Consider the following 20,843-nt stretch of genomic DNA (forward strand, 5'->3'; position numbering starts at 1 on the left):
GCGCTACGGCAGCGGGAGAGTGCTTCTGCAAGCTCCGAACGCGCTGTGGGGAGGGAACGGTCGGACGATCTCATAGCCTATATGCGGCTTCCCAAACGCTCGGTCGTTTTTGCCCAACAAATAGCCGAAGCGAATTGCGCGCTTGGTTATGCGCATTCTCTACTCCAGCGTGTAGCATCGTAGGGTGATGAGCGGTCTCTCGCAACCGGTTGGGCCGGCGGAATGACAACGTCGTTTATTTTCTGCTCAAGGTTTTTTCGCTCCGATTTTTCAGTACCAGAGCCGCAAACCGGCGACGAAGGCGGTGCTGGAGACATCTTCTCCGGCGGATTCGGCGAAATCCGCCGTCTCGCCGAATTTCCGCTCCCAGGAGACGCCGATATAGGGCGCGACCTCGCGGACGATGTCATAGCGGAGCCGGAGACCCAGCTCGCCCGTGGTGAAACCGGAGCCTTGCAGGGCCTCTGGATCGCTCTGGCTTCGCAGGTTGAGCTCCATGCGGGGCTGAAGCACCAGGCGCTGGGTGAGGAAGAGGTCGTATTCGGCCTCGAAATAGCCCAGTGTCAGGCCGTCCTCGCCGAAGAACACCGAGGCGTCGAGCTCGAACCATTGCGGCGCGAGACCATGCAGGGCAAAGGCGGCATAGCCCTTGCTCTCGGGCGCCGGATCGTGGCGGAAACCGGCTTGTAGGTCGAAATAGCGCGAGATGGCGCGGGAATAGAGATATTGCAGCTCGGCATATTCGAAGGACTCGTCGGCGTAGTCGTAGGTGCCTTCGGTCTTGAACCAGAAGCGGTTGATGTCGCCGCCGTACCAGCCTTCCGCATCCCAGACGAGAAGATCGCTGCCGTCATCGTCGCGATGATATTCGAAGCGGTCGGCCATCAGGAAGAGATGGCGGGTGTCGCCGCTTCCGTGCTGCAGCTGACGCTTGGCGGCCTGCATCTCCGCCGGATCGTAATATTGGTCGGCGGCGTTCCAGGTGCCGGTCTGGGCATATGCCGGCGCAGCGAAAGCGAGCGCCAAAAGGGCAAAGGCCGGGCTGAGGAGGATACGCATCACATATCCTCCATATGATGGTGACCGCTCATGTCGTGGCCCGGCATCGGGGCCTCCATTTGCGGCATGGCACCCATTTGCGGCATAACGCCGGGGCCCGGCGATACGGTACGCGCCCCACCATGTCCCGGCCGCACCGAGACGACCTGCATCATACCGGCATGCATGTGATAGAGGAAATGGCAATGAAAGGCCCAGTCGCCCACCGCATCGGCGGTGATGTCGACGGAAAGCTTCTCCCCCGGCTTGACGATCACGGTGTGCTTGCGCGGGCAGTGGCGTCCGCCGCCGTTGACCAGCTCGAAGAACATGCCGTGTAGATGGATCGGGTGGGGCATCATGGTGTCGTTGACCATGGTGAGGCGGAGGCGTTCGCCTTCGTGGAAGACGATCGGATCGACCACGTCGGAAAATTTCACGCCGTCGAACGACCACATATAGCGGTCCATATTGCTGGTGAGATGGATCACCAGCTCGCGTCCCGGCGGCCGCGGATCGGGGTTCGGGGCAAGGCTGCGGAGCTGGCTATAGGCGAGCGCCCGGTGGGGCACGTTCTCCAGACCGATGCCGGGTTCGTCCAGGCGGCTTTGCGGCGCCATGGCGATGTTGGCGACCCCCGGTCCTTTGCGGATTTGGGGGGCGTTCATGCCACCCATGCTCCCCATCTGCATCTCGCCCATATCGCCGGTGGCATGGTTCATCCCGCCATGGTCCATCGAGCCGTGATCCATCGAGCCGTGATCCATGCCGCCTTGTCCCATCTCTCCGTGCCCCATCTCTCCATGCCCCATGCCCATGTCCTTCATGGTCAGAGTGGGGCGCTCGCGTAAGGGCGGGATGGCGGCTTCCATGCCGGGGCGCGGTGCCAGCGTGGCGCGGGCATAGCCGGAGCGGTCGATGGATTCGGCCATCAGCGTGAAGGCGCGGTCGGAGGGCGGCCGGACCACGATGTCGTAGGTTTCCGCAACGCCGATCTGGAACTCGTCGGTCTCCAGCGGCACCACGTTCTGCCCGTCCGATTGCACCACGGTCATCGGCAGGCCGGGAATGCGGATATTGAAGATGGTCATGGCCGAGGCGTTGATCAGGCGCAGGCGCACCCGCTCGCCGGGGCGGAACAGGGCGGTCCAGTTGTCGGCGGGACCATGGCCATTGACCAGATAGGTGTAGGTGGCGCCGGTCACATCAAGGATGTCGGTCGGCGACATGCGCATCTGCCCCCACATCATGCGGTCCTTGAGGGTGGCGAACAGCCCGTTCTTGCGGGTGTCCTGCACGAACTCGCCGGCGTCGCGTTTCTGGAAGTTGAGGCTGTCGCCCTCCTTCTTCAGCTTGGCGAAGAGACGGTGGGGATCGAGAAAGGTCCAGTCGGAGAGCACGAGCACGTATTCGCGGTCGTAGGCGACGGGATCGGCGCCGGCCGGGTCGATGATGATCGGGCCGTAGTGGCCGACCTGCTCCTGGAGCCCGGAATGGCTGTGATACCAGTAGGTGCCCGACTGCCGGACGGGAAAACGGTAGGTGAAGGTCTCGCCCGGCTTGATGCCGGGGAAGCTGACGCCGGGCACGCCGTCCATCTGGAACGGGATCAGGATGCCGTGCCAGTGGATCGAGCTGTCCTCGCGCAAGCTGTTGGTGACGCGCAAGGTGACCTCCTCGCCCTCGCGCCAGCGGAGAAGCGGCGCCGGCAAGGTGCCGTTGACGGTGATGGCTTTGCCGCGGCGGCCGTCAATGGCGACGTCGGTCCGTCCGATAACGAGATCGAACCAATTGCCGGAGAGGCCGTAGCGGGTGGCTGCTTGGGCGCTGCGCGCCCAAGGGGGCAAAAGGCCTTGGCTTGCGAGAAGCGCGCCGCAAGCGGCGGAATTACGTAGGAAGGAACGTCGGTTGATCATGGCGCAGGCTCATCGATTGGGCTTCTAGGGCGTGCAGGCAATTGCGCACGCGGGACGCATCGAGACATGGCGAAGCGCGAGGCTTCGCAATGCGGGCGGCCAGCCGCTAGATGAGCAGGCGGGTTTTCAGGGTAATTGGGCTTGCCGGCAAGGCGGCAGACGGGGCTGGCGCGGGATCCGGCGGGCGGGTGTCTGCGGCAAGTGCGAAGCGAGGCTTTGCCTGCGCGAGCCACGCTGCGGCGGGAAGCGTGATCTTGAGCGGTGCCACTAACGCCGGGACCGAGACTGCCGCTGCTTCCAGCCCGTGACAATGCGAGCAGGCCGTCTTAAGCGCCGCCTTGGTCGTTGTGGCGTGATCGCAGCTCTGGTCTTGATGTGAGGCTGCGACGACATCCATGTGGTGGGTCTGCGCGGCATGTCCATCGCCGGCAGCCATCGCATGTTCCGCCGTATGGGTGACCGCCATGGCCGGGCAGGCGCAAGCCGCCTGAATCCCGGCGAAGAGCATCACCAGGGCGGCGAGAAGAGCGGTGGCACGGCGTGCGGTCATGGCGCGATGCTAAGCGAGAAGGCTTCCCGCGTCACCGATCTTGGGTGCCGCAGGGGCAAAGCGCGCCGGGAGCCGTGGGATTTCTGCAACAAAAAGGCCCGGCTTCAAGCCGGGCCTTTTCTCATCCAGCCTGAGAGGGCCGGGGAATGTCTTCGCCGCTTAGCGCTTGCGCAAGGTCACGGTTCCGCGACCGCGCGGGCTTTCGAAGGAAACATTCTGGGTCGAGCCGCTGACGGTCACGCGGACGCGGCCAGAGACGTCATACTGGGCATTGTAGAAATCGCCCACATAGCGGTTCGGGTTCACCTCGAGCAGCGAACCGGTCTGGTTGATCTTGTTGGAGCTCGTGGCGCAGGTGGCTCTTATTCCATAGACGTTGGAGCTCTGCTGCTTGTAGGTCACGCGGCAGCTGACCCGCTCCGGCTTGCCATCCTTGGGATGGGCGGTTCCGCTACCGGACCAGGTGCCTTCGATGGAAGAGGCGGCGCTAGCCGTGCTCAGGGGAAGAACGAGGGCGAGCGATGCGAAAAGCATCAGCAAAAACGGCGCTCTCATTTTGGTCTCCTCGAGTGTTTGTCGTTGCTGTGTGTGGTGGCTAACGCCACATTAACCGAGTTGCTCTGCGCTGAGAATGGCCGGCCACGCACAAACCTGGACGAGACCATGATCAAGGCCGGGAGAATTATCAGGTCCGCGAGCAACGCGAAGACTAAGGTTGATAGGCAAATCAGCCCGAACTGACGGGTCGGCGGCACGGCACTGAGCTGTGTGATGGAAAGCCCCGCAAGCAGTACGACCGTCGTCAAGATCAGAACCGTTCCGATCATGCGCATCGTGCGATCGATGGCGAATGATGTGGTGTCTGAACGCTGCATTTCAAGTTCGAAGCGGTTGAGCACATGGATGGCGTCATCCACGGCCAATCCGAATGCCACTGTCAGCCCGACAATTGTTGCGTAATCAAGGCCGCCTTGCAGAAAAGCCAGCCAAGTTGCTGTGGCGAATAGCGCAAACAGGTTCGGGATGGTGCTGAGCCCGGCGAAAATCATCGAGCCGAAGGCCAGCCCGATCACCACGATAACGATGGCGATGGCGCCCAGCATGGAGAGGCTGAGCTGGGAGATGATGCCGGTAGAGCGGGTGGCGCCGACGCTGGCAAGTCCGGTCAGGGTCAGCTCGATATCGGGATGGCTGGCCTGAACCTTATCGAGTGCAGGCTTCAGCTCGGAGCGGATCTTCAGCACCTCCTTGGCCTCCAGATCGCCGATATAGCCGGAGACGAGGGCGGCGTGCTGCTTCTCGTTGACGTAGCGGGCCATGATCTCCGGCGGTACGGTCTCCATCAGCCGGGCGGAGGCTTCGGACGGAGAAAGCCCGCCGGATTCGGCCCAGGTTTGCAGATCGGCGAGGGAGTTCACCTTGCTGATCGCCGGGTGCTGCTGCAGCACCTGGTGCACTTCCTTGATCGTGTCGCGGACTTCCGGCGACTCCGCCGTCTCATCGTCGGGCCATTGCACCATCACGCTCAAGGGGAACAGCCCACCGAGCCGCGCTTCCATGCGGTCGGCGACGATGGCCGCGCTGCCCTGGTCGGGGAGCATGTCGCTCAAGCGATAGCGCGGCTCGAGCTGCAGATAGCCGATGGCGAAGAGAACGGTGAGCACCGTGCCGATCACGGCGATGGTGGTGGGCCATTTCAGCACGAAGCCGCTCAAGGCGGCGGTCGCCCGGTCGAGCAGCGCGACGCCGGCATTGGCGCCGTCGCTCAGATATTTCGGTCCGCCCTCTTTCAGGAACAGCACGGCGAAAAGCGGCATCACGCCGATCACCAGGATTAGCGCCACGATGACCGAGACGCCGGCCATGATGCCGAATTGCTGGATCAGGGCCGAATTGCCCAGAGCCAGCGAGAACAGCGCGATGGATGTGGTGATCGAGGTCAGGGCGCAGGCTGGGCCGACCTCGGCGAGGGCTTTTTGAATGGCCTCTTTCTTATGGGCGCCGTCGTCGAGATTTCGGCACAGGCCGAAAAGGAAGTGCATGGCGTTGTTGATGGTGACCACCAGCACCAGCGGCATCACCGCGTTCAAAAGCGGGTTCAGCAGCGTGCCGCTCCAGCCGAACAGGCCGAGCGACCAGATGATCGCCAGCACGGCGGGGCCGATGGCGATCAGCACCAGACGGATATGACGGAAATAGAAGCCGAGCACGACGACACCGACAAGCAATCCGACGCCGTTGAACAGGCGGATATCCTTGTGAGTGCGGTCGATCACCTCCGCCTTCATCGCCGGGATGCCGGCAAGGCCGATCTTGAGATCCTGGGCCGCGGCGCTGGCCTGAATGATCTCGTCAAGCTGGCTCATCACGCCGGGAAGGCCGTATTCGTAGATCGCCTCCTGGCTCAGGGCGACGACGAAGAGCGCAAGGCGGCTGCCATCTGCATCCGGCTTAGAGAGCAGGCGGCCGCCGGCCAGAGGGTGAGTGTCGATGCGCTTTTGAATATCGGCGAGCTGCTGGGGATCGCCGGACAGCTCCTCGGGAATGATCGGTTCGGGAACGCCGCCCTCGCTCAGCGGTGCGCGCAAGGAGAAGATCGACATCACCGAGACGACCGGATCGGATAAGAGCAGGTCGAAGTTGAGGTCCCGCATCTGGTTGAGATGCTTCGGGCTCAACAGGTTCTTGCCTTCGATGGTCAGATAGACGTCGCGGTCGCTGGAGGGGAAGCGCTCGCGCAGGCGTTCGAAGGCCTGGTAATCCGGGGTGGTGGAGCGCAGGAATTGATCCAGCGCATCGTCGGTCGCAAGTTTGGAGACGCCAACCCCCATGATGGCGGTGAGCACCACCAGGATAATGAGGGATGCGATCGGCCAATGGGCAGCCCACTCGCCGACGGCCAGCAGCGGGCGCGTGAAGCGGTAAAGGCGGGTTGATGAGCGCAGCTCGCCGGACATGATGGGTTTTCACCCTCTGCTGGGGTTTCGTAAAATCTTGGGCCTACCCGAATGGGGCGGGCCAGCGCAACTGCCCCGGGCCTTACGAGGGCGACAAACGATTCGGTCCGATATAGGCGAATTGGCAGCATTCGCAAGGTTTTTTGACGCATTTGGCATAGGCCGGTTTAGCGCCGCTACACGGCCTGGGGCGGGCTCGGCGGCACTGCCGGTGCGGCCATTTGTCGGAAGCGAGGAGCGGACCGCTGCCGGGCCGGCCGGCGTTATTCCTCATGCAAAGCCCCGAACTCCCTTAGGGGCTCCCCCGAACCAAGAGGAGGAAATGATGAGAACGTTCATCGTTGCAAGTCTCTTGCTGATGGCCATGGCGGGACCTGCCGCCGCAGCCAGCCCGCATTATCTGGTCAAGGATACCGTGGGCAATTGCTCCATGCTGCCGAACAAGCCGACATCCGATCCGGGGATGACGATCGTCGGCAGCCAGAGCGGCTATCCGTCCGCCGCTGCGGCGAGCAAGGCGCTGCGTGGCCTGTCCGGCTGCAGCAGCATCTTGGAGTAAAGCGAGCCGAAAGACCCCCATGTGCTTTCCGGGGACTTTCGATTGTTCGAGCCGCCGACCTTTAGGCCGGCGGTTTCGCTATCCAGACGGGAAGGTGACGGTCAGAAAACGCTCGATCATGGCGGTGATCTGATCGGGCACTTCCAGCTGACAGAAATGGCCGGAGCCGACGGTCTTGCCGGTCAGCATTCTCGGAACCAGCTTCTGCAGGCGGCTCATATCGGCGCGGGGCACCGGCTCGTCGGCGGCGATATAGAGGCTCGGCATGACGAAATCTTCGCCGGCAGGGCTCGGATCGTATTCGGCCAAGCCTTCGAGGCAGGACACGATCACGTGCTGCGGGGTGCTGGTCATTTGGTCGAGGATCGAGGCTTTGCGCTCCGCATCGTCGCTGGGCATGAACAGTACCTTGGAGACATAGCTGCGCAGGGCCGCGCGATAGTCGGGGCCGCGCAATTCCTCGATCAGGTTGGGGATCGCCGCCTTGGTCGATTCCGGCAATGCGACGGCGGCATCGAGCATGACCACGGCGGACGCAAGATGCGGATAGCGGACCGCCATCTCGAAAGCGACGATGCCGCCCATGCTATGGCCGACGAAGACCGGCTCCAGTAGCCGGACCTCGGCACAGAGCAGCGCGATGTCGTCGGCGAAGATCTGCATCGTATAAGGGAGATCGGGCTTGTCGCTACGGCCATGGCCGCGCAGATCCATGGCCATCACCGTGTGGCCGTGGCGGACGAAGTGCGAGAAGAGCGGTCCCATATAGGTGCTGTCGCAGCACCAGCCATGAATCAGCACGATGGGCCGCTTGCGGCCGATGGCCCGGCGGTAGCTTAAGGAGACCCGTTCGGTATCGTCGTCTGGCATGGGCTTTCGTGCGGTTTGCTTTGCGCGCCAAATTGTCCGCGCCGGGTTTCGTCGCCTCCGCAACCATCCTATCTCCGGCAAAGAGTTCGGCACCAGCCCTCAGATACCGAGGCTCGGCTTAACGGTTTGGCGGGCGGGCCGCGTTAAACCCGAGGGGCGGCAATCGGGAGAAATGCGACATGGAACAGATCGAAATCGGAAAATCCGGCGTCACGGCCTCGCGGGTCGGGCTCGGCACTTGGGCGATCGGCGGCTGGATGTGGGGCGGCACGGAAGAGGCGGACGCCATCGCCACCATCCAGGAAGCGGTGCATGACGGGGTCAGCCTGATCGACACCGCGCCGGTCTATGGTTTCGGCCAGTCGGAGGAGATCGTCGGCAAGGCGATCGCGCAAGGTAAGCTTCGCGACAGGGTCGCGATCGCCACCAAGGTCGGCCTCAACTGGAAGGACGGAAAGGTGTTCCGCGATTCCAGTCCGGCCCGCATCCGCCAGGAGATCGAGGACTCGCTGCGCCGGCTGCAGACCGATGTGATCGACCTCTATCAGGTGCATTGGCCGGATATCCATGTGCCGTTCGAAGAGACGGCGGAGACGCTGGAGGCGTTGCGCAAAGAGGGCAAGATCCGCGCGATCGGGGTCTCCAACTATTCGCCGGAGCAGATGGATGCGTTTCGCAAGGGCGCAAGGCTCGATGCGGTGCAGCCGCCCTATAATCTGTTCGAGCGGGAGATCGAGGCGGATGTGCTTCCCTATGCGCAGAAGACGGGGCTGACCTCGCTTTGCTACGGTGCGCTGTGCCGCGGATTGCTGTCCGGCAAGATGAGTGCGGACCGGAAATTCGAAGGCGACGACCTGCGCAAGAACGATCCGAAATTCCAGGCGGACACGCTGCCCGACTATCTCGCCGCGGTGGATGCGCTGCAGGCGCTGGCCGAAGAGCGCTACGGCAAATCGGTGCTGGCGCTCGCGGTGCGCTGGATCCTGGATCAGGGGCGGACCATCGCGCTTTGGGGCGCGCGCCATCCCGGTCAGCTCGCCCCGATCAAGGAAATCGCCGGCTGGCATATCGACGAAGAGACCAAGCGCGATATCGACGCCATTCTGAACAAGACCGTCGAGACGCCGATCTCGCCGGAGTTCATGGCGCCGCCGGTGGAGCGGGTTTGAGGTTTGACGATGAACGAGCAGGGAGCAGAGGCGCCGGGGCTGTTACAGGGCCACTATCTTGAGGATCTCAGCGTCGGGCAGGTGTTCGAGACCGGCCGCTATGAGATGACGCCAGAGGCGATCAAGGCGTTTGCATCCAAGTTCGATCCGCAGCCTTTCCATACCGACGAGGCGGCCGCCGAAAAGAGCTTCTTCGGCGGGCTGGTGGCGAGCGGCTGGCATACCGGCTCGGCCACCATGCGGATGCTGGTGGATAGCGGGTTCCTGGCGGACGGGTTCATCGGCGGCGGTGCCGAGGTCACTTGGCCGCGCGCCACCAAGCCCGGCGATATCTTGCGGGTGCGCGGCGAGGTTCTGGAGATCAAGCCGTCGCGCTCAAAGCCAGACCGCGGCATGGTCACGGCGGAAGTCACGACCCTCAATCAGCGCGACGAGGTGGTGCAGCGAATGGTGACCACCTTGGTGGTGCATCGCCGTCCGGCCTAAGCCGGGCTGTTATTGTCCGGCGAGGAAGCCGTGCAGCGAGCGCACCACCTGGGCGCCTTCACCGATGGCGCCGCCGATCCGCTTTACCGAACCGGAGCGCACGTCGCCGATGGCGAAGACGCCGGGCACGGTGGATTCCAGCGGTAACGGCGTGCGTGCGTCCTCGGTGCTGTCGCGGCTATCGGTGATGACGAAGCCGGCCGGGTCGAGCGCCACGCCGCAGCCTTCCAGCCAATCGGTCTCCGGCTCCGCTCCGATGAACAGGAACACGTCGGAGATGGATGCGCGCGCTTCACCCGTTGCTTTGCTGCGCCAGCTTACCTCGTTGAGACCGGTCAGACGGTCGCCCTCCAGACCGGTGATTTCCGTTTCGAACATCAGCTCGATATTGGGCGCCGCCTCGATGCGTTCGATCAGATAGCTCGACATGCTCGCGGCGAGGTTCGGTTTGCGGACCATCATGCGCACCTTGGAGGCATGGCCGCAGAGAAAGACCGCGCCTTGGCCGGCGGAGTTGCCACCGCCGACCAGGATCACTTCGCGGTCCTTGATGCGCTGGGCCTCGATGGGAGAGGCCCAATACCAGATGCCGCGGCCTTCGAGCTCGGCGAGCTTTTCCAGCTTGGGGCGGCGGTAGCGGGCGCCGCTGGCCACCACGACGGTGCGGGCGCGGATGGTCTCGCCGTCTTCCGTCTCCAGCACGAAGATGCCGTCCGGCCGGTCGCAATCGAGCGACTTGATCTCCACTGGGATGCGCATATCGATGCCGAATTTCTGCGCCTGGACGAAGGCGCGGCTGACCAAAGCATGGCCGGTAATGCCGGTGGGGAAGCCGAAGTAATTTTCGATACGCGCGCTGGCGCCGGCCTGGCCGCCGTAAGAGCGGCAATCGAGCACGATCATCGACAGGCCTTCGGAGCCGCCATAGACCGCAGCCGACAGGCCTGCCGGTCCGGAGCCGACGATGGCGACATCGTAGATCTCGTCGGAGACCGGCTCGCCGAGCATGCCCATGGCGCGAGCAAGATCGCGCTCGCCGGGGTTCTTCAGGAAGGTGCCGTCGGGGCAAATCACGAGCGGAAGCTGCTCGCCGGTCAGGGGGCAGCGGTCGAGGATCTGGCGTGCCTCCATGTCCGTATCTGGATCCACCAGGTGATGGGGATAGCCGTTGCGGCGGAGGAAGTTCTGCAGCCGCATGACATCGGCATTGCCGGCATCGCCGATCAGCACCAGGCTGCCGAAGCCGCTTTGCAGCAGGCCGACGCGGCGGAGGATCAGCGCGCGCACGATACGCTCGCCGAGATCGGCCTCGGCGATGAGAAAAGCGCGCAGGCCTTCCGGAGTCAGCAGCAGCGCCTCGACATCCTCTTCGGCGCGCCCGTCGACCAGGGCGGCGCGATTGGAAAGCTGGCCGACCTCGGCCAGGAACTGTCCCGGGCCTTGCTCGACCACCGGCGTGACATTGCCGAGCCCGTCGCGCTGGGTGATGGCGACATGTCCCTTCAGCAGCACGAACATGCCGGGCGCAGGCCTGCCGGCCTGGAACAGCATCTCGCCTTGTTTGTACTGGCAGGGCGTGCCGAAGCGGCTAAGGCGCCCGATCTCTTCCTCGGTCAGCGTCGGGAAGGTCTGTTCGTAGCGCGGCGGCTTGTCTTCCGCCGCCGCCGCGGGGGCTTCTTCATCTTCGGCCATGATACGTCCCCTTTTCGCATGCCGCTTGGCATCTTACGCCTTGTAGGCGGGGCTTTCGCCGTTGTGCATCAGACATTGGTTTTAGAGGCGCGAGCCTTACGTATCGGTATGACGCCGATGCGGCGCCGATCCACAGTCACAGATCGCCGGTGCGGGCGGTCTGGATCACCTCGGCGAGAATCGAGACGGCGATTTCGGCCGGCCCCACCGCGCCGATATTGAGGCCGATGGGGGCGTGAATGCGGGCCAGCTCGTCCTCGGAGAAGCCGGCCGCGCGAAGCCTCTCCAGACGATTGGCGTGGGTGCGCTTGGAGCCCAGGGCGCCGATATAGAGGCAACCGGATCTCAGGGCGAGGCGTAGCGCCTCGTCATCGAGCTGGGCGACATGGGACAGCACCACGACGGCGGTGCGCCCGTCGAGGCCGATTTCCGGGATCGCCGCCTCCGGCCATTCGACTCTCAGATCGACATCGCCGAAACGCGCCGCGGTGGAGAAGGCGCTTCTCGGATCGACCACGACGACATCGTAGCCGACGGTGCGGGCGAGGGCGCAAAGATGCTGGGCGATATGGCTCGCCCCGACGATGAGCAGCCGGGTGACCGGCATCAGCGCATGCACGAAGATCTGGGTTTCGCCGCGCTCGGCGAGGAAGCTTTTGCCGGCTCGCGCCTTGGCGGCGATTTCCTCGGGGAGAGCGAGGCTTTCGCCGTATTCGCGCATTCCGGTCTCGACATCGGTGACGACGAAGAGGGGCGCGCGGCGCCCCGCGGCGTTCAGCAGCGCCTCCAGAAAGGCGCGATCCGTCTCGCCGTTCAGCGCTTCGAGAAGCACCTGGATGGTGCCGCCGCAGGGCAGCCCGACGCTCCAGGCGGTCTCGTCGTCGACGCCGAAGCTGAGCAGCGCCGGCTTACCCCGCTCCATCACCGCTTGCGCCTCGACGATCACCTCCACCTCGACGCAGCCGCCGGAGATCGAGCCTTCGAAGCGCCCGTCCGGCGCAATGACCAGCTGGCCGCCGACGGGAACCGGGGAGGAACCCCAAGTGGAGACCACGGTCGCGATCGCCGCTTGGCCAAACTCGGTTAGCCAAGCGGTCGCGATCTGCTGGATGCCGGGACCCACCTTGTCGGCGCCCGGTGCTATTCCAATGTTCATGAGGGAACTTAGTATGGTCTCCAGCACGGTTTTCAAGCACTGGGAAAGCAATCGTCACAAGGTGGGCCCTCGTGCGCAGCTCGCGCATCTTGGGTTTTGCGGCCATTTGGGATGAGGCGCCGGGCGGCATCGGCGAGCCGGGGACGGCCGGGATCGCGCCTGCCGTCTACAACGCGATCTTCGCCGCGACGGGCAAGCGCCTGCGCTCCATGCCGGTGGATACCAAAGCGCTGTCGTCCTAAGGGGGCGGCGGCGCCGAAAGGCTTAGCGGGCGAGGAGTTCGCCCGCGGCCTGGTCGAAGGCGGTTTTGAAGCCCGGGTCGTTATTGCCGGACGCGGCGCAATGGCCGAAATCCGATTTGAACGGACGGCATTCGGCGTCGGGCATCTTGTCCGCCTCGATCTCGTTGTCTTCCGGCGGGAAGTAGAGGTCGGTGGTCGATGGCATCAAAATGGCGCGCGCCTTGATGGCACCAAGCGCCTTATCGATGTCGCCGCAATAGCGGGGGTTGGCGCTGATATCGCCATGCTGCCAGGCCCAGAGCATGGCGAGAAGATCGTTGGCGTCCCACGTCTCGTGGTCCTTCTCCCAATCGGCCAGCAGATCTTCGAAGGTGGCAAAGCCGAGCCGCTTATAAAGCCCCTCGCGGAAGAAGGCCTGGGAGTAGGCCCAGCCGCAATAGACCCGGGCGAAGGCGCGCAAACCTTTCAGCGGCGGTTCGGTATAGGCGCCGTCCTCAAAGGCGCAATCGGCCTTGAGCGCCGCCTTCACCCCTTCGAGGAAGACGTAGTTGTGGGGCGAGGTCTTGGCCGAGGCGCAGAAGGGCAGGATCGCTTCCACCATGTCGGGATATTGCGCGGCCCATTGATAGGTCTGGCAGCCGGCCATGGACCAGCCGGTGACAAGGGCGAGGCGCTCGATGCCGAACAGGCGGGTCAGCAGCCGGTGCTGGCAGGCGACATTGTCGTACAGCGTGACCTTGGGAAAGTTCGGCCCGCGTTGGGCGCGATGCGCGTTGCTCGGCGAGGTCGAGAGTCCGTTGCCGAACATATTGATGGAGACGATGAAATGGCGTGCCGGATCGATGGCGCGGCCTTCGCCGAAATAACTCTCGTTGCGGGTGTGGGTGCCGGTATAGAAGGTCGGCATCAGCACCACATTGTCGCCGGCCTCGCTCAAGCGGCCATAGGTCTTATAGGCGAGTTGCGCGCCCCTAAGCGTGCGACCCGACTGCAGGGCGACGTCGCCGAGGCTGAAAGTCTCGTAGTCTGCAGTCATTCGCTTCGCACTCCTTCTTCCGCCCGCCGCTAGATCCAGAATATCAAGCCGGTCAGCGCCGTCATGACCGCAAGTGTGCGATTGACCATGATGAGGTGCTTGTCGTGCTTGAGAAAGCGCCGCAACGTGGCCCCGAAGGTGAGCCAGGTGGTGGAGCAGGGGAACATGGAGACCATGCACACGACGACCACCAGGATCAGCGAGGCGACATAGTCCGGGCCCGGCGTGGTATATGCGGCCACGGCCGTGACGGCCAGAACCCAGGCTTTCGGATTGGCGAACTGGAACGCCGCCGCCTGGAGGAAAGTGATCGGTTTGGAGGCGGTCGCTTCGGGCAGTCCGGCCGCGCGCCAGAGCTTCCAGGCCAGGTAGAGCAGATAGAAGGTGCCGCCGACCTTGATCGCGAGCTGCAAACGCGGCTCGTAGGCAAAGGCCGCTCCCAGCCCGGCCCCGACGATGGCGATCTGAAGCCCGCCGCCGGTGGGGATGCCGAACAGATGCGGCAAGGTCCGCTTCATGCCGAAGATCAGCCCTGAGGTGGCCAGCATCATGTTGTTGGGGCCAGGCGTGATCGCCATGACGAAGATGTAGAGCGCGAGCGGCGCGATGATCGCGGTATCCATGGAGAAGCCTGAGGCTTGAGAGGTGATCGGCGACGATCTGGCGGGCGTAAGAACAGGGGATGGATAGGACGTGAGTCCCGGCAGCGCCGTCAATGGTGACAGCAGATATGGCGCAGGGCGAAAGGCTTAGAAACGGGCCAATTCGCCGCCCCTTCTTTTATTGCAAATGATTTGCAACTAGATAGAGTAGGCAGGGTTGAAGAGGCGGAGTGAGCCGTCCGGACGTCTTTTTTAGATCACCGGCAGGAGAGCTTGTATGGGTTGGCGCACTCGGTTTGCGCAGAATCTACAGTTATGTCTGAGAGCCGCGGGCGCGCTGCTACTGGCGTTCGCTTTGCTGTTGCCGCTCGGGGCTTGCGAGCCCGACGAGACAGGCAGCGGCGACGGCAAGCTAAAGGTGGTGACCACCTTCACGGTGATCGCCGACATGGCCCAGAACGTTGCCGGCGACAAAGCGGAGGTCGCCTCGATCACCAAGCCGGGCGCGGAGATCCACAACTACCAGCCGACGCCGGGCGATATCCTGAAAGCGCAGGATGCCGATCTGATCTTGTGGAACGGGCTCGATCTGGAGCGCTGGTTCGAGAAGTTCTTCCGCAATCTGCGCGATGTGCCGAGCGTCGTCGTCTCCGACGGGATCGAGCCGATCAGCATCTCGTCGGGTCCCTATGACGGCAAGCCTAACCCCCATGCCTGGATGTCGGTCTCCGACGGGGAGATCTATGTGAAGAATATCCGCGACGCGCTGATCGAATACGATCCCGACAATGCGGAGACCTATAAGGCGAACGCGGACGCCTATATCGCCAAGCTGCACGCTATGGCGGAACCGATCCGGAAAACCTTGGCGGCGGTGCCCGACGACGAGCGCTGGCTGGTCACCAGCGAGGGGGCTTTCAGTTATCTCGCCCGGGACTATGATCTGAAAGAGCTCTATCTGTGGCCGATCAATGCCGATGCGCAAGGGACGCCGCAGCAAGTACGCCATGTGATCGACGAGGTGAGGGCGAATAAGATTCCGGCGGTGTTCTCCGAAAGCACGGTCTCGGACAAGCCTGCCAAGCAGGTGGCGCAGGAGACCGGCGCCCGCTATGGCGGCGTGCTCTATGTCGACTCCTTGAGCGCGGCGGATGGGCCGGTGCCGAGCTATCTCGATCTGTTGCGGGTCACCTCCGAGACCATCGCCAATGGGTTCCAGGATAAAGGGCCGTCGGAATGAAGCCTGAGAGGGGACTGAAATCCGACGGCTTGCGCCGGGACCAGATGCCGGGAATATCGGTCCAGGGCGTGACCGTGACCTACCGCAACGGCCATACCGCCTTGCGGGATGTCAGCTTCACGATCCCGACCGGCACCATCACGGCGCTGGTCGGGGTGAACGGCAGCGGCAAGTCCACCCTGTTCAAGGCGATCATGGGTTTCCTCGACATCGGCAAGGGGACGATCTCGATCCTCGGACACTCGGTGAAGGAGGCGTTGCGGCAGACGCAGGTCGCCTATGTGCCGCAAGCCGAGGAGGTGGACTGGAACTTCCCCGTCCTGGTCGAGGACGTGGTGATGATGGGCCGTTACGGCCACATGAATTTTCTGCGCATTCCGGGCAAGCGCGATCACGCGGCGGTGGAGGCGGCGCTCCAGCGGGTCGATATGCTCGATTTCCGCAAGCGGCAGATCGGCGAGCTGTCCGGCGGTCAGAAGAAGCGGGTATTTCTTGCCCGGGCGTTGGCACAGGACGCCAAGGTGATCCTGCTCGACGAGCCGTTCACCGGGGTCGATGTGAAGACCGAGGATGCCATCATCGTCCTGCTCAAGGCGCTGCGCGACGAGGGGCGGGTGATGCTGGTCTCCACCCATAATCTCGGCTCGGTGCCGGAGTTCTGCGACCGGACCGTGCTTTTGAAGCAGACCGTGATGGCAGCGGGGCTCACCAAGGAGGTGTTCACGCAAGCCAATCTGGAGCGGACCTTCGGCGGCGTGCTGCGCCATTTCGTGCTGGGCGATCAGCGGCAGGCACCGGGCGCGCCGGGCGAGGCGGTGACGGTGATCTCCGACGACGAGCGGCCTCTCGTGGTCTATGGCGACGAGGGGCGGAAGCACGGGAACGCCGCGCGCGCGGATGGCGAAACAGAGCCCAGCGCGGCGGAAGAGGAGAAGCGATGACGGCGCTGCTCCTGGAGCCGTTCACCTATAGCTACATGGTCAACGCCATGTGGGTGAGCGCGCTGGTCGGCGCGGTGTGCGGCTTCCTCTCGGTCTATCTGATGCTGAAGGGCTGGTCGCTGATCGGCGATGCGCTCTCCCATTCCATCGTGCCCGGCGTTGCCGGCGCCTTCATGCTGGGGCTTCCGTTTTCCATCGGCGCGTTTCTGGCGGGCGGGCTTGCGGCCGGTGCCATGATGTTTCTCAACGAGCGGACCAAGCTGAAAGAGGATGTGGTGATCGGGTTGATCTTCACCTCCTTCTTCGGGCTCGGCCTGTTCATGGTCTCGCTGTCGCCGACCTCGGTGAACATCCAGCAGATTGTGCTCGGCAATATCCTGGCGATCACACCGGAGGATACGCTGCAGCTGGTGCTGATCGCCGGGGTGTCGCTGACGCTGCTGGCGCTGAAATGGCGGGATCTGATGGCGGCGTTCTTCGACGAGAGCCATGCCTATTCCGCCGGGCTCAGCCCGCCGGCGCTGAAGCTGCTGTTCTTCACCTTGCTCAGCGCCTGCACCGTCGCGGCGCTGCTTACGGTCGGTGCCTTCCTGGTGATCGCCATGGTGGTGACGCCGGGGGCGACGGCCTATCTGCTCTCCGACCGGTTTCCCCGGCTTATCGCGATCGCGGTGGTGATCGGCGCGGCGACCAGCTTCGTCGGCGCCTATGTGAGCTATTTTCTCGACGGAGCCACGGGCGGGGTGATCGTGGTGCTGCAGACGCTGGTGTTCCTCACCGCCTTCGTGTTCGCGCCGAAATACGGGCTCCTGGCGGCGAAGCGCAAAGCCCGCGAGGCCTTGAAGGGCGGACCGCAGGAGGCGTTGCCATGATGGACTGGCTGCACCATCTCGCCCTGCCGTTCCAATTTCCGTTCATGCAGCAGGCCTTCCTGATCGCGCTCACCGTGGCGGTGCCGACGGCGCTGCTCTCCTGCTTCCTCGTCTTGAAAGGCTGGGCGCTGCTTGGCGATGCCACCAGCCATGCGGTGCTGCCGGGCATTGTGCTGGCCTATGTGGCCGGGGTTCCGCTGGGGCTCGGCGCCTTCACCGCCGGGATGATCTGCGCGCTTGCCACCGGCTATCTGAAGGAGAATAGCCGGGTGAAGCAGGACACCATCATGGGTGTGGTGTTCTCCGGAATGTTCGGGCTCGGCATCGTGCTCTACACCAAGATCGAGACCAATCTGCATCTCGATCACATCCTGTTCGGCGACATGCTGGGGGTGAGTTGGGCGGATATCGCGCAATCGGGCATCATCGCGCTGGTGACGGTGACGGCGATTCTGCTCACATGGCGCGATCTCCTGCTGCAGGCCTTCGATCCACAGCAGGCTAAGGCGCTGGGCCTGCGTGTCGGCTTGCTGCATTACGGGCTGCTCTGCATCCTGTCGCTGACCATTGTCGGGGCGCTGACCGCGGTGGGGATCATCCTCGCCATTGCGCTTCTGATCGCGCCGGGCGCTATTGCCTTTCTGATCACCAAGCGCTTCGGGCCGATGCTGATGACGTCCGTTGCCGTCGCGCTGCTTTGCGCCTTCGCAGGCGTCTATCTCAGCTTCTTCATCGACAGCGCGCCGGCCCCGACCATCGTGCTTCTGATGACCATCACTTTCATCGGCACGTTTTTGGCCACGCGGCGGCCGGCGATAGCGGCAGCTTAAACCGCGTCAGCGGCGGAGCTTGACAAGGCTCGGCGAGGCGGGGGCGCCGAAGGTCTTGCGGAAGGCGCGGGCGAAATGGGCTTGATCGAAGAAGCCGGCCTGATGCGCCGCCATGGTGAAGCTGCTGCCTTTGACGATCTCGGCGATGGCGATGCGCAAGCGTTGCCAGGTTCGGTAGCGCCGATACGGCACGCCGACATGGCGGGTGAAGAGGTGCTGGAAGCGTGAGGGCGAAAGCCCCGCAGCCTTGGCCAAGGCATCGACGGGAATTTGCGCCCCTTGCGTGGTGGCGATGGTCTCCACCGCGCGGCGGAAGCGGGGATCGATGGAGTTTCCGTTCCGGCTTTCGCCGAAGCGTGTGAGGTCGGCAAGTGCCGTGTCGGCCCAGGACATAGCACTGGCCGCCTCGTAGATCTCCCGCATGATGCCGATCTCGCAGTGGCGCCCGATCAAGGCGCCGCCGATCTCCTCGGTCTCGTCCATCAGCGGCGCGAGCGTTTCGGCGCCGCCTTCGACCGGATCCAGATAGAAGACCGAGAGCGGGGCACCCGCCATGTCGAACTCGTAAGCCACGCCGGCGGGGATCACCGCGCTACGCACGGTCACGAAGGGACGGTGGCCGATGCTCAGGGGAAAGCTGTCATAGAGCCCGGTCAGCAGCACCGCGGTGCTGTGGCTGTGCAGCCGGTTATGGCCGAGCGGGCCGGCAAACAGCGCCCGGCCGTCCTGCACGGACCAGATCGGTGCCAGGTCCGGGCTGTCAGCACGTTCGTACAAGCGCGGCGCGTCGGCCATGACTTAAGACCTTGCTCTGCGGCCGCGGGACCGAGTTCCCGCAGCCGATCCAGAAGAGTGAAGGGAGCTATATCATGGCAGGAAAGGCAAAGGGTATGGGCCTCAGCCGGCGTTCGGTTCTCGCCTCGGCGGCGGCGCTCGCTGCGGGGCCGCTGATTGGGCAAGGCGTGACGAGCGCGGCTTTCGCTAAGGCACCCTTCCTAGGCGCGGCCCGGCCCGATCATTACCGGTTCAAGCTGGGGACATTCGAGATCACCATGGTGGCCGATGCCCGGGCGATGCTGGACGGGCCCTGGCCGATCGTCGGCGAGGATCAGGAGCCGGAGGTAGTGGCGCAGTTGATGCGCGCAAATCTCCTCCCCGAATCGCGCTTCCGGCCCGGCTTCACGCCGATGGTGGTGAATACGGGCGAGGCTCTGATCCTGTTCGATACCGGGAACGGCGCGGACGGGTTCGTGCCCCGGCCCGATGGCGGCTGGCTCGCCGCGCAGCTTGAGCCGGCAGGCTTCTCGCCGGATCAGTTCGACGTGGTGGTGCTGAGCCATTGTCACCCCGATCATATCGGCGGGATGATGGAGGCCGGTGCGCCGCTGTTTCCGAATGCGCGCTACGTTGCCGGGGCGAAGGAGTTCGACTTCTGGAACAAGGAGGATCGGCTCTCGGCTTCTCCCGACGATATTGAATTCCAGACCGCACAGCTGTTCCGCAAGCATATGCTGCCGGTGGCGGAGAAGTTAAGCTTCATTGAGCCGGGAGACGAGGTGGTGCCCGGTATCCGCGTCGTGGAAGCGTTCGGCCATACGCCGGGACATCTCGGCTTCCATCTGGAAAGCGACGGCAAGCAGTTCTTGTTCTGGGGCGATTGCGCCCATCACCAGGTGGCCTCGCTGGCGCGGCCGGACTGGCATGCTTTCTTCGATATGGACAAGGAGAAAGGCGCCGAAACGCGGCGGCGAATCTATGCCATGGCGGCGGCAGAACGGCTGCCGGTCGCGGGCTATCACATGCCGTTCCCGTCCGTCGGCTTCGTGGAAAAAGCGCAGGACGGCTATCGCTGGCTGCCCGTCTCCTACCAGTTGGATCTCTGAGATTCGATCGATTGTGACATCGCTTTAGGAAATCTATCGATCTATCGGGATTCCCAATCGACAAATGACATGGAGGCGATTAGGGTGCGCATCAACCTGACCCGAAAGAGGCAGGACGGCCCAAGTCTTGGGAGGGCCTATCCGACGAAGAGTTGCCGCTATCCACCGTCGCGTAGCCGAGGTGAGGAAGCGGCACTCCCCGGCTCCGCCGCCGCAGCAATCCCGACATCACCGGAAAACACGTAGCCCCGCCGGGCGGGTGTTCTGCGCTTACAGCGCCGTCAGGCTCGAAAGGATGCCGTCGCGCAGCTCGGCAAGGGCGTAAGGCTTTTGCAGCACCACATGGCCGTCATAGCCATTCTGCAGCGAGGTGGTGCCGAGCCCGGCGGTAAACAGAAACGGCAGATTGCGTTCGCTCAAGGCCGCGGCAACCGGATAGACCAGCTCGCCGGCCACGTTGAGATCGAGCAGGGCGAGATCGACGGATTCGCGCTCGAGCATGGCAATGGCGTGCTGCACCCGGGCGGCCGGGCCGACTACGGCGCAGCCGAGGCTTTCCAGCATATCTTCGAGCTGCAGCGCCGTCAGAGCTTCATCTTCGACGACTAGGATGCGCAGACCTTCAAGCTGACGGTGATCGTGGGCTTGATCCATGACAGAACGTTCCCCGCTTGGATTTGGCGGATTTATCATTGGCTTATCCCGGTGCCCCTCCGCCAGGGCGAGGCGGGCTCTGTGTCTTCTTAACGTATCGGCGACCGGAGGCAAATCAGCTTTCCAAGCGAATAAAGTGAAGCTTTTCAA

General features: G+C 63.8%; 21 protein-coding genes. 9 read left to right on the forward strand and 12 right to left on the reverse strand.

All coding sequences use genetic code 11. The features are described from left to right. Positions 1-270: 270 nt before the first annotated feature. The 5 genes from HT051_RS04105 to HT051_RS04125 all read right to left on the reverse strand — a co-directional run bounded on the left by HT051_RS04105 (position 271) and on the right by HT051_RS04125 (position 6,461). The gene (locus tag HT051_RS04105) at positions 271-1,059 is read right to left on the reverse strand and encodes a copper resistance protein B (RefSeq protein ID WP_174540854.1); all 789 of its coding nucleotides are present in this window, start codon (positions 1,057-1,059) and stop codon (positions 271-273) included. After that, a complete protein-coding gene (locus HT051_RS04110; RefSeq protein ID WP_174540855.1) occupies positions 1,059-2,954 on the reverse strand; it encodes a copper resistance system multicopper oxidase in 1,896 nt (631 codons plus the stop codon). The genes HT051_RS04105 and HT051_RS04110 overlap by 1 nt, the downstream gene beginning before the upstream one ends. Before the next feature lie 106 nt (positions 2,955-3,060). Then, on the reverse strand, positions 3,061-3,504 hold the full coding sequence (locus HT051_RS04115; RefSeq protein ID WP_174540856.1) for a hypothetical protein: 444 nt from the start codon (positions 3,502-3,504) through the stop codon (positions 3,061-3,063). Between the two features lie 159 nt (positions 3,505-3,663). Then, a complete protein-coding gene (locus tag HT051_RS04120) occupies positions 3,664-4,059 on the reverse strand; it encodes a hypothetical protein (RefSeq protein WP_208454381.1) in 396 nt (131 codons plus the stop codon). Further along, a complete protein-coding gene (locus HT051_RS04125) occupies positions 4,056-6,461 on the reverse strand; it encodes an RND family transporter (RefSeq protein WP_174540858.1) in 2,406 nt (801 codons plus the stop codon). Before HT051_RS04125 ends, HT051_RS04120 begins: the two co-directional genes overlap by 4 nt. A 322-nt stretch (positions 6,462-6,783) precedes the next feature. On the opposite strand from HT051_RS04125, the gene HT051_RS04130 reads away from it, so the two are divergent. Further along, positions 6,784-7,020: a hypothetical protein gene (locus HT051_RS04130; RefSeq protein WP_174540859.1), complete on the forward strand. Its 237-nt coding sequence runs from the start codon at positions 6,784-6,786 to the stop codon at positions 7,018-7,020. Between the two features lie 78 nt (positions 7,021-7,098). Here HT051_RS04130 and HT051_RS04135 read toward each other — a convergent pair whose 3' ends face one another. Beyond that, positions 7,099-7,890 (reverse strand): alpha/beta fold hydrolase, encoded by a 792-nt coding sequence (locus HT051_RS04135; RefSeq protein WP_174540860.1) that lies wholly within the window; start codon positions 7,888-7,890, stop codon positions 7,099-7,101. A gap of 179 nt (positions 7,891-8,069) precedes the next feature. Between HT051_RS04135 and HT051_RS04140 the strand changes: the two genes are divergently transcribed. Next, complete coding sequence (locus HT051_RS04140) at positions 8,070-9,059, forward strand: aldo/keto reductase (RefSeq protein ID WP_174540861.1); 990 nt, start codon at positions 8,070-8,072, stop codon at positions 9,057-9,059. Positions 9,060-9,068: 9 nt separating this feature from the next. Next, positions 9,069-9,545 carry a MaoC family dehydratase gene (locus tag HT051_RS04145; RefSeq protein ID WP_174540862.1) on the forward strand — a complete coding sequence of 159 codons (477 nt, stop codon included), beginning with the start codon at positions 9,069-9,071 and terminating at the stop codon, positions 9,543-9,545. A gap of 9 nt (positions 9,546-9,554) precedes the next feature. Here HT051_RS04145 and HT051_RS04150 read toward each other — a convergent pair whose 3' ends face one another. Then, a complete protein-coding gene (locus HT051_RS04150; RefSeq protein ID WP_174540863.1) occupies positions 9,555-11,237 on the reverse strand; it encodes an FAD-dependent oxidoreductase in 1,683 nt (560 codons plus the stop codon). 136 nt (positions 11,238-11,373) lie between these two features. After that, positions 11,374-12,393 (reverse strand): XdhC family protein, encoded by a 1,020-nt coding sequence (locus HT051_RS04155; protein WP_174540864.1) that lies wholly within the window; start codon positions 12,391-12,393, stop codon positions 11,374-11,376. 71 nt (positions 12,394-12,464) lie between these two features. Here HT051_RS04155 and HT051_RS04160 point away from each other — a divergent pair, with 71 nt between their 5' ends. After that, positions 12,465-12,635, forward strand: coding sequence for a hypothetical protein (locus tag HT051_RS04160; protein ID WP_174540123.1), 171 nt, complete (start codon positions 12,465-12,467; stop codon positions 12,633-12,635). Between the two features lie 22 nt (positions 12,636-12,657). On the opposite strand, the gene HT051_RS04165 is transcribed toward HT051_RS04160, so the two are convergent. Together HT051_RS04165 and HT051_RS04170 are read right to left on the reverse strand one after the other, a co-directional pair. Next, positions 12,658-13,671, reverse strand: coding sequence for an alpha/beta fold hydrolase (locus HT051_RS04165; RefSeq protein ID WP_174540865.1), 1,014 nt, complete (start codon positions 13,669-13,671; stop codon positions 12,658-12,660). 29 nt (positions 13,672-13,700) lie between these two features. After that, positions 13,701-14,294 carry a LysE family translocator gene (locus HT051_RS04170; protein WP_174540866.1) on the reverse strand — a complete coding sequence of 198 codons (594 nt, stop codon included), beginning with the start codon at positions 14,292-14,294 and terminating at the stop codon, positions 13,701-13,703. 256 nt (positions 14,295-14,550) lie between these two features. On the opposite strand from HT051_RS04170, the gene HT051_RS04175 reads away from it, so the two are divergent. The 4 genes from HT051_RS04175 to HT051_RS04190 are packed head-to-tail and all read left to right on the forward strand — an operon-like array spanning position 14,551 to position 18,156. Next, a complete protein-coding gene (locus tag HT051_RS04175) occupies positions 14,551-15,513 on the forward strand; it encodes a metal ABC transporter substrate-binding protein (RefSeq protein ID WP_174540867.1) in 963 nt (320 codons plus the stop codon). Next, complete coding sequence (locus tag HT051_RS04180) at positions 15,510-16,454, forward strand: manganese/iron ABC transporter ATP-binding protein (protein ID WP_305798176.1); 945 nt, start codon at positions 15,510-15,512, stop codon at positions 16,452-16,454. Before HT051_RS04175 ends, HT051_RS04180 begins: the two co-directional genes overlap by 4 nt. Beyond that, positions 16,451-17,326, forward strand: a complete 876-nt coding sequence (locus tag HT051_RS04185) for a metal ABC transporter permease (RefSeq protein ID WP_174540868.1) — start codon at positions 16,451-16,453, stop codon at positions 17,324-17,326. The genes HT051_RS04180 and HT051_RS04185 overlap by 4 nt, the downstream gene beginning before the upstream one ends. Beyond that, a complete protein-coding gene (locus HT051_RS04190) occupies positions 17,323-18,156 on the forward strand; it encodes a metal ABC transporter permease (RefSeq protein WP_305798177.1) in 834 nt (277 codons plus the stop codon). The genes HT051_RS04185 and HT051_RS04190 overlap by 4 nt, the downstream gene beginning before the upstream one ends. A 6-nt stretch (positions 18,157-18,162) precedes the next feature. On the opposite strand, the gene HT051_RS04195 is transcribed toward HT051_RS04190, so the two are convergent. Beyond that, positions 18,163-18,933 (reverse strand): helix-turn-helix transcriptional regulator, encoded by a 771-nt coding sequence (locus HT051_RS04195; protein ID WP_246810172.1) that lies wholly within the window; start codon positions 18,931-18,933, stop codon positions 18,163-18,165. 92 nt (positions 18,934-19,025) lie between these two features. Here HT051_RS04195 and HT051_RS04200 point away from each other — a divergent pair, with 92 nt between their 5' ends. Further along, a complete protein-coding gene (locus tag HT051_RS04200; RefSeq protein ID WP_174540870.1) occupies positions 19,026-20,039 on the forward strand; it encodes an MBL fold metallo-hydrolase in 1,014 nt (337 codons plus the stop codon). A 270-nt stretch (positions 20,040-20,309) separates the two neighbouring features. Here HT051_RS04200 and HT051_RS04205 read toward each other — a convergent pair whose 3' ends face one another. After that, positions 20,310-20,693: a response regulator gene (locus HT051_RS04205; protein ID WP_174540871.1), complete on the reverse strand. Its 384-nt coding sequence runs from the start codon at positions 20,691-20,693 to the stop codon at positions 20,310-20,312. Positions 20,694-20,843 lie beyond the last annotated feature (150 nt).

This window comes from Methyloligella sp. GL2 (assembly GCF_013341275.1).
In the GTDB taxonomy this organism is placed as follows: Bacteria; Pseudomonadota; Alphaproteobacteria; order Rhizobiales; family Methyloligellaceae; genus Methyloligella.